This window comes from Candidatus Hodarchaeum mangrovi (assembly GCF_975850365.1).
Genome location: NZ_CDLCQJ010000128.1, coordinates 1 through 9,099, shown reverse-complemented (window position 1 = coordinate 9,099; position 9,099 = coordinate 1). Strand labels below are relative to the sequence as shown.

Here is a 9,099-nt window from a genome sequence, read left to right as displayed (position 1 = left end):
ATTTTTGAGTCGAAGAGGAATACTCTCTTTTTTTCTATTTATTGTAATAATTTCACTCTCTCAAGCAAGAGCAGTCTCATATAGTATTGAATCCTTTGAAACTTTCTCTGCTGGTTCATATCTGGAAAATGAGTTTTCTTTGTTTGTACCAAAATTCTGGTTTCCAGCCCTTGCAGACGATCCTTTGTTTGAAATCGTTGAAAACGATTCAAACAATCCTGTTAATCATGGAAACCATTCTTTAAAAGTGCATATAGATGGAAGAGGGGATGATGGGTCAATATGGTTGTTAGCTAAAATTAGGGCTTCTGAAATCGGTATTTCAGCATCAGATCACGTCCTTACTATTAAAGGTCATGTTTGGTCTCATATGGAAAGTTTTGTTAATAATTGGCCAATTATTGCATCAATTGCAGCTATAGAACCTACCTCCAATGAAACTAAACAAGAAGTAGATTTTACAATAATCGGATATACAGAACAAGTTGCTGGTTGGAAAGAATATCGTTTAACCAAAAATAACTTTATTCTCCCCAGTTCGTCTGATGCAATTATTTATTTTGCATTTGGAATATCTGTAACATGGGAAACAGAACGAACTTATTGGATCGATGATCTGTCAATTGAAGTTGATGGTTCAATAATAATATTTCCTTCTTCTAGTGATAGTACAACACAACCCGTTTCTTCTCCTATATTTAGTGTAATTTTTAGTTTAATACCTTTTATAATTCTGAAAAGGAGAAAAGAATAAGTAAGGATTTAGGATTATTACTATGCGATTAAATGATAAGCACAATCTATTCAAGAAAGAAGCACGATTATATCAGCAATTAAGTCAGTTAAGAGTTCAATGTAAGACATGTGAACGCCAATGTATTATCGCAGATGGAAAAATGGGTTTTTGTAAAACAAGAAAAAATGAACGGGGAGTTCTCTATACGATTAATTATGGAATGGTTTCTTCTTTTTCAGTCAATCCTATTGAAAAAAAACCATTATTCCATTATTATCCAGGTTCCTTTGCAGCTACTGTAGGATCTTTTTCCTGTAATTTTACATGTCCTTGGTGTCAAAATTGGGAAATAACAAAAACTTGTCCCTCAGAAGTACTAAAACCTATCTTTTTACCCCCTGAGGAAATTGTAAATAGAATAAAAATAGATAATCGAATAAATGGGGTTTCTATATCCTTTAATGAGCCAACTTTATCCCTAGAATATGCGATAGATATCTTTAACTTATTAAATGAATCCTATTATAAAATGTTTGTGACAAATGGTTATATGACTACCGAAGCATTAACCCAGCTCATTGATGCAGGATTAACTGGTATGAGCGTCACTGTAAAGGGAAATATATCTTCTGTAAAAAAATATTGTCAGGCAAATGGGGACTTGGTCTGGAAAACGATTGAAAAGGCATTTAGAAGGGGAATCCATATAGAAATCATCTGTCTTATTATTCCTTCAGTAAATGATGATGTGACATTCTATAAAGAAGTTGCAGAGAAAATATTAGGAATTAATCCTATGATACCAGTGCATTTCACTCAATTTATTCCTCATTATCACTTTCTTGATCATTCTCCTACTCCAGTTTCTTCATTAGAAAGGGCTTACAACATTGCTATTAAAAAAGGATTATCTTATGTTTATTTAGGCAATGTTTTTGGTCATCCTTTTGAAAATACCTATTGTACTCACTGTAAAAAGGTTTTAATTAAAAGAACTGGATATAAAATCGATTTTTTTCTTGATTTAGATACAAAATTATGTCCGACATGTGGGGAGAGGCTGTTTTTAAAAACAAATTAATCAATTCTCCTTTTTTTTGGCTATTTTATCTCTAATCCAGAGAGAATACTTGAAAATCATAAAGAGATTCTAAAGCAGTTAAAAGATTTTGTTCAATAAACTCTCTTTGATCAGCTGGAATGTATCCTGAATAACTATCCCGACAAATCACAGCAATAGCAGGACTAATCTGGTTTTTTGTTAACCATTTACAAATTTTATCAATTCTTTCTAGGATCTCATCATTGGAAACCTGGCCACTGTTTCGAATAACAATATCCTCACTCTGATTAAAAACCATGAAATATCGATCTTCTATTTGTTCTGTAAAGCAATGATACTCAAATCTCAATGGATGGTATTTATTATTATTAAACTCCTCATATTGTTGTTGAGTAATCTCTAATCGAATTAAATTATTCTGATACCCCATAGTAGAGAAATAATCGAGATCAATATCTAAAACTATAGGTTGGGGAGGGGGATTAATTGTATCTTCAATTGTTATGTCATAACGAATAAATGAAACACTCCTTGGGGTAAAAGCCTTTACTTGATTAATTAGGAAGATTTTCCCTTCATTTAAATAGGTACTTAAGACATATTTTTTCGCAGGGGCAGGAACTGCAATTTCATCTGGTTGTAGAAGCCAGATTATTGTGTTAAATAACCCTTGATATATAGCAGGATAAATAAAATCACCAATCTTTAATTCTTCATACGTAAATCGTCTTAATTCCTGTGCATCCAGTGTTAATTCATGAATAGATGTCCTCAATATAGGTTTCAGCATATCTGAATGATGATCAACGTGTAAAAGTGTATTATTTTTGGCAGGAAGGTGTTTTTTTTGGATAGCCTTATACCATATTAAGAATGCTTCATGATGTTCTTCGATGATGTAAAGTGGGATGGAGCTCATTTCATCACCAAGTTTCTTTGAAATGGTGGTTCGTATTAAAAATCTAGTTATTTGGAAAGCAGGTTAATATCAATTGATTTCTACTTAATTAATTCATTAAAATCGTTTGATTCGTCGTGGATAAGACCGATAGGGAGTTTGAGGTTCATAACTTATCCATTCGGTTTCCTCATGAATATTTTTTAATGAATTTAGAATATCAAATGTAACCCATCGGGAAGCTAAAGGATTTGAATATTCCCATAATCCATATGGATTCCGTGTTGATTCAATAAATGTAACCAAATCTTGTACTCGGCTATCTTGCAAATTGGTTTTAAATAATGAACATAAATGCAATATGAGTGCAACATCAAATTTTTGAAAATAAGTAAAATGCCCTGCTATTGGTTCTAATCCGATATATCTAGCAACCTCATATCCTACCAAATTCCTTTCTCTTGTTTCTCTTCCAAGTAAAAGATCTAATGCCTTCATAATTAATGGTTCTTCACGGTATTTTTTATGAACTCCAAAACAGAGAAGGGCCATAGTTGTATTTGTACGACAGCCATGTTTTGAATGTGGCAATTTTCGGTAACCAGCAATGAATGCTGGATTTCCTCCTGCTTCACCTGCTGGAAAAGCCCCATCGGATAATTGTTTGGATAATAACCATTCAAACGCTTTTTTAGCTCTTTTATCATGGGTATAATCATTCATCACCACTCCTCGTAAAGGAAATGCGGTTTGAAGAGGTATCATTGTATATCTGTCTTTTCTTTCCAGCTTTTCTTGGGGAAGAGGCCATGATCCATCATCTAATTGATTGGAAAATACAAATTCAATGGCTTTTTTAATTATGGGATGGTCCTTGGGGACTCCTATATAACCTAATTTTATTAATATGGCAGTGGTGATATACAATGGTTCAGTATATACAATATTTAGACGAAAAAGATTTGGCCATGATCCATTGGGTAGTTGTGAAGATAGTAAATCATTAACTAAAGGATCTACCAATCTATAAGGTATTAATTCCTTGACCTCATTATCGTTCTGATCTCTATTTAATAATTCAGTCAAGACTCTTATTCGTAGGTTAACAGATGGATCTGCTAATAATAAATGAGTGATTTTCATTGTTTTTTCTCCAATACTTTTCTCAAATATGGAGCTGTGGGTGTATTTGATTCACTAACCTCCTCTGGTGTTCCTTCTGCAATAATATATCCTCCATTTGGCCCTCCTTCGGGTCCTAACTCGATTAACCAGTCACACGCAGCTAGTATGTGAGGATGATGTTCTACAACGAGGATAGTATGACCTCTTCTAATTAATCTAGAGAACAACTCCATTAAAAGGGTTATTTCTTCCATAGATTGTCCAATTGATGGTTCATCTAAAATTAGCAGCATATCTAGAACAGAGGATTTTTTTACTAATTCTTTGGCAATTTTTAATCGTTGACACTCACCTCCAGATAATGAATGACGAGGTTGGTTGACATGAAGATAACCAAGGCCTAATTCTATTGCAGCTGAAAGATATTTCTTTAATTGTGGGAAAATTGTTATAATCTGATCTAGAGACATGTCAAAACATTCTTTTATTGTAACTCCATGACAATTAATCTCAAGTATTTCTGATAATCCTGTACCTTGACAAACATCACATTCATAAAAGACATCAGGTAGAAACCCCATACCAATCCGAATAATACCATCTCCTTTACATACATCACATCTTTTTGATAATTGCTGTTCAGACAATCCTAATGACTTTGCTTGGAGTGATCTAGCAAACTCTTTAATTAATGGTTTTAATAATCCGAAAAAATTTAATGGGGATGAAACCTCTTTTCTACTCTGGTCAATTATAATTGTTTTTGTTGGAGAATTGATAATTTTATCGTGTTTTCCTGGGCTAATTGGTTCATAAGCAACTGATGTAGTAATCTTTTTTGGTGCTAAAGCTCTTCCAAGTGTATCTATAATCAAAGTGCTTTTTCCTGATCCACTTAATCCACATATTCCAACCACTATGGCCCCCATGGGGATTCGGATCAATTCCGTTTTAAGATTATTTTCACGAGCTCCATGGATTTCTAGCCACTTCTTAGGTTTTCTCCGAACATGATATTTGGCTAGTGATGCCTCAGCAGAGACCCATTTACTAATGATAGAATTCTTATATCCTGAAAATAGTCCTTGATAAATGATATTTCCTCCATCTCTCCCACTACCAGGGCCTAGTTCGAGAATATAATCACCATGTCTTATAATATCTAGATCATGTTCAACAATTATCACAGTATTTTCTTGATCACGAATTTCGCTTAAAGCATTGTTTAACGCAGCAATCTCTATAGGATGAAGGCCTCTTGATGGTTCATCTATTATAACTGTAACTCCTGATAAACTTCCTCCCAGAATACTTGCTAACTTAATTCTTTGAGCTTCTCCAGCTGAAAGTGTCATGACAACTCGTGAACAATTAATGTACCCTAATCCCACTGTAATAAGAAATTTAATTCTTTTCATTATTATTTCAAGACTATATTTTGCAGGATACTCTAATTCTTGTTTTTCTAGTTCCTTAAGGATATGATAAAGAATTGAAAAGGGTTTTTCTAATAATTCATTGATACTTTTTTCTTGTACCTTAATTTTCAAGTATTCCAGTCGGAATCGTTCTCCCTGACATTGTGGACATGGTTCAAATACAGAATATGTTCCTCCAATATCCCAATCTCCAATAAAAGAATAAAATCCTTTATAGAGAAGATTTCGAGTATATTGAACCCCTTTTCTATTTTCAAAGGTTACAGTAAGAGGGTCAGCGATGCCAAATAGAAAAGCTTGTTTTGCTTCTTCACTCATCTCATTCCATGGAGTTTCATGAGGATTAAACCCGAATTTTTTTCCAACCGCTTGTATAATGTAATAACCACTATTATATGGTTTACAAAGAAAGCCTTTAGGAAAAAAACCTGGAGAATACATAGCCCCAGAACATAATGGTTTTTCTGGGTTGATAATCAACTTTTGGGGATCAGGAACTTGAATTGTACCTATACCTTGACATCTTGTACACGAAGAAGCATAATTAGTTGGTGAAAAGTAACGTGGGGAGGGAATTTCAAGAATTATATTGCACTTTTTACATTCCCATACACCTTTTTTCCGAGTCATTACTTCTTGGCACCTTTCGCACTGATTTTCCCCTAAAAATGAAAAAAGAACTGCGAGGTGGTGTGCTATCTCAGTCATAGTTCCAACAGTTGATCTATAATTATAACTCCTTCCTATTTTACTAGGATCTACATGAATTACTACTCCTAAGCCTTGAATCTCGTCAACAAGTGCGTATGGTCCCTCTCTGATACTTTGTCTTTCATACATAGATAATGTTTCTAGATATCGTCGCTGAGCTTCAGCATTAAGAATATCATTTATTAAACTTGATTTTCCAGAACCACTAATCCCTGTGATAATATTTATTTTATTTTTAGGCAATTTTACAGTGATATTTTTCAGATTGTTCGCATAAGCATTATGAATTTGTAATTCTTTGATAGATTCATTTGCGGGTTCTATTTTTCCTTTTGGTTCAACCAATTGTTCTTCAATTAATCCTATTACCGTTGCAGAATTTTTATTTTTCATAAAATCCTCATATTTTCCAGAAAAAACTATTTTTCCTCCTTCAGCTCCTGCTCCAGGTCCTAAATCAATTATCCAATCTGATGCCTTTATGAAATTACTATTATGCTCAACAACGATCACTGATGCACCTTTTTGAACTAGGGTATTGATAATAGTCAGTAAATGGTTGATATCATACGTTGAAAGGCCTGTTGAAGGTTCATCTAAAAGGAGGATTTTCTCTTCTAATTTTTTTAAGCTTAAATACTTAGCTAGTTTAACTCTCTGGGCCTCTCCACCCGATAAACTTGGTGATTCTTGTCCTAAGGTAAGATAACCTAACCCAACGTCAATCAACGACTGAAGAACATGAATGGTATCGATTTTTAATTTTTTAGATAAATTTGTCTGTTGAATAACTGTAAAAACCTCTTCAATAGACATCGAATACAAATCAGCAATATTATAAGCTTTCTCACCTAAAGTAATTTTTTCTTGGAGAACTTCATCAGAAAAACGATGTCCACCACAGGAATCACATTTTATCCAAAAAGATGGTAAATAACGCATTTTATACTCAATTGATCCAAGTCCAGAACACTCAGGACATGCTCCTTCTGGTCTATTGAAAGAATAATGAGAGGCAGTTAAGGAAGTTTTTTGGGCAAATATATCTCTAATTTTATCGGAGAGCTTTGTATAAGTTGCAGGATTAGATCGTGGGTTTTTTCCTATAGGAGATTGATCAACAAGAATACAATTCATTTGAGGAGTTATTGATCGACATCCATGCGGTTTTCGTGTGGAGAGTGATTTATATATTATATCTTCTACCAGACTACTTTTTCCTGATCCACTCGGACCGGTTATAACAACAAACCTTTGTAATGGTATCTTGATATTTACATCATGAAATGATCTAAATGTTATTCCTTCAATTGTAAGATAATTATGGTATAATTTTTCTTTTAACTGCATTTTATTTTGGGTTTCTTTGCTTAAAGTTAATCCGGTGATAGTTTTTGCACTCCAAAGTTCTGAAGGAACACCATCAAAGATAATTTCTCCTCCGTGAACCCCTGCTTTAGGCCCTAAATCAATTACACGGTCAGCAGAAGCTATCATCATCTTATCATGTTCTACCATTACTTTCATTCCTTTTAAGTGGCGGAAAATAGGTTTAATCTTCATTAAATCAAAATTACTTAATCCAATAGTAGGTTCATCCATTAAATATAATAAATCTTCCAGTTTATTAGATAACGCAACAGCTAGTTGAACCCGTTGGCCTTCCCCTCTACTTAAACTAGGAGAAGCTCTATCAAGACTTAGGTACCCTAATCCCATACTAATTAATGACAATAATCGTTTTTTAATCTCAGAAATCAACCGCTCTGCATTAATTGGGATAAATGAGCCTTGTATGAGTTCATTCATCTCTTGAACAGATAAACCTATTATTTCTCGAATATTTCTATTATTCCAAGTGATCGAAGCAACTTCAGGTAAAAGACCAGAATTTCTACAGCTGACACATCCACTCCCTTGGCATTGAGAACAAGAAAGGTAAAAGTGTTTTGGTTTAATTTCAGTTAATATTTTGTTACATCCACTGCAGATATTTGAAACACTTAACTTTTCACTTTTATCATGGTATCTTAGAATTAAGGTCGATCCCCCCATTCCTAATGCTGACTCCACACATAAACGAATTTCTTGCTGCTTAACCTCTTTGGAAATTGTATCAAAAAGGACTGAAATATAATGTGGGTTATCAGGATTCAACAATTGATTTTTATCATATGCTTCATTATCAACGAGGATTTGTTTTGAAGAAAATTCTTCTGCTAGATAGGATAATATAGTTTTATGACTACCAAAGGAATTATTGATGAGGGGGACTTCAATCGCAATATCTCCTGAAATTTTTAATGTTTCTATCTGTTTAATTATCTCATCTTTTGAGAGAATTCTAATTTCATTTCCACAGGTTGGGCATTCTCTTTCACCAAAATTAACAAAAAAAATTTTTAAAAAAGGGTATATTCCTGATGCGGAAGCTAAGGATGATAATGGATTTCTATTAATGGTATTTTGTTCAACAGCAAGAACAGGCCTGAGACCAATGATTTCATCTACTTTTGTTGGAGTACTCTGTTGAAATGATTTACCATATATTTCAGCCATTCGTCTTTTGGCTTCATTATTAATTGTTGAAAATACTAAAGAGCTTTTTCCACTTCCTGATATTCCAGTGATACATAATAATGATTCTTCATCAATGGTAAGATCAATTCCTTTTAAATTATTTTCTCGTGCTCCCTTAATCGATAATTTCAAAAAAACCACCAGAGATGAACTTATCTATTTATATTCGTAGATAGCTAAAAAGGTTTTTTTATAGAGTAAATAAGAATCATTTCCCATTCTAAATAGAAATAACTGATAGAAAAATAGAATTTAAAATAATTTGGTTTAAATTCTTGGAAGGTTTGTCTTATGGAAGAAAAAGAGTCAATAATGTATATTTTATTGTTAGCTGCAGCATTTTTTATTTTACCTGGAACATTAAACAGGAATAATCCTCTTTATGCCATATCAGTACTATTTATTCTCGGAGCTATAATATTATTGGGTTGCTCAATCATTTTAATTGCCATTAAGAATATTCCTATCCTATCTCCTTATCTTCCTGTTACTTTAGGCGATAATGTAATAAAGCTCATAGCTTGGATAGGAATCTTAGTAGTAGGTT

General features: G+C 33.2%; 5 protein-coding genes and 1 pseudogene. 3 read left to right on the top strand and 3 right to left on the bottom strand.

The genetic code is table 11. From position 1 onward, the window contains the following. Both ACWVCY_RS12315 and amrS read left to right on the top strand, forming a co-directional pair. Positions 1 to 754, top strand: a pseudogene (locus ACWVCY_RS12315) (hypothetical protein); the annotation flags it as partial. Positions 755 to 776: 22 nt separating this feature from the next. Further along, on the top strand, positions 777 to 1,817 hold the full coding sequence (amrS, locus tag ACWVCY_RS12310) for an AmmeMemoRadiSam system radical SAM enzyme (protein ID WP_455143127.1): 1,041 nt from the start codon (positions 777 to 779) through the stop codon (positions 1,815 to 1,817). Positions 1,818 to 1,848: 31 nt separating this feature from the next. Here amrS and ACWVCY_RS12305 read toward each other — a convergent pair whose 3' ends face one another. From ACWVCY_RS12305 to ACWVCY_RS12295, 3 genes are all read right to left on the bottom strand, one after another. Then, complete coding sequence (locus ACWVCY_RS12305; protein ID WP_455143126.1) at positions 1,849 to 2,718, bottom strand: UPF0489 family protein; 870 nt, start codon at positions 2,716 to 2,718, stop codon at positions 1,849 to 1,851. Between the two features lie 96 nt (positions 2,719 to 2,814). Next, the gene (locus ACWVCY_RS12300; protein WP_455143125.1) at positions 2,815 to 3,840 is read right to left on the bottom strand and encodes a hypothetical protein; all 1,026 of its coding nucleotides are present in this window, start codon (positions 3,838 to 3,840) and stop codon (positions 2,815 to 2,817) included. Beyond that, complete coding sequence (locus ACWVCY_RS12295; RefSeq protein WP_455143124.1) at positions 3,837 to 8,684, bottom strand: ATP-binding cassette domain-containing protein; 4,848 nt, start codon at positions 8,682 to 8,684, stop codon at positions 3,837 to 3,839. The genes ACWVCY_RS12300 and ACWVCY_RS12295 overlap by 4 nt, the downstream gene beginning before the upstream one ends. A 159-nt stretch (positions 8,685 to 8,843) precedes the next feature. Between ACWVCY_RS12295 and ACWVCY_RS12290 the strand changes: the two genes are divergently transcribed. Beyond that, positions 8,844 to 9,099: hypothetical protein (locus ACWVCY_RS12290; protein ID WP_455143123.1), on the top strand; the 256-nt coding region annotated here is incomplete at its 3' end.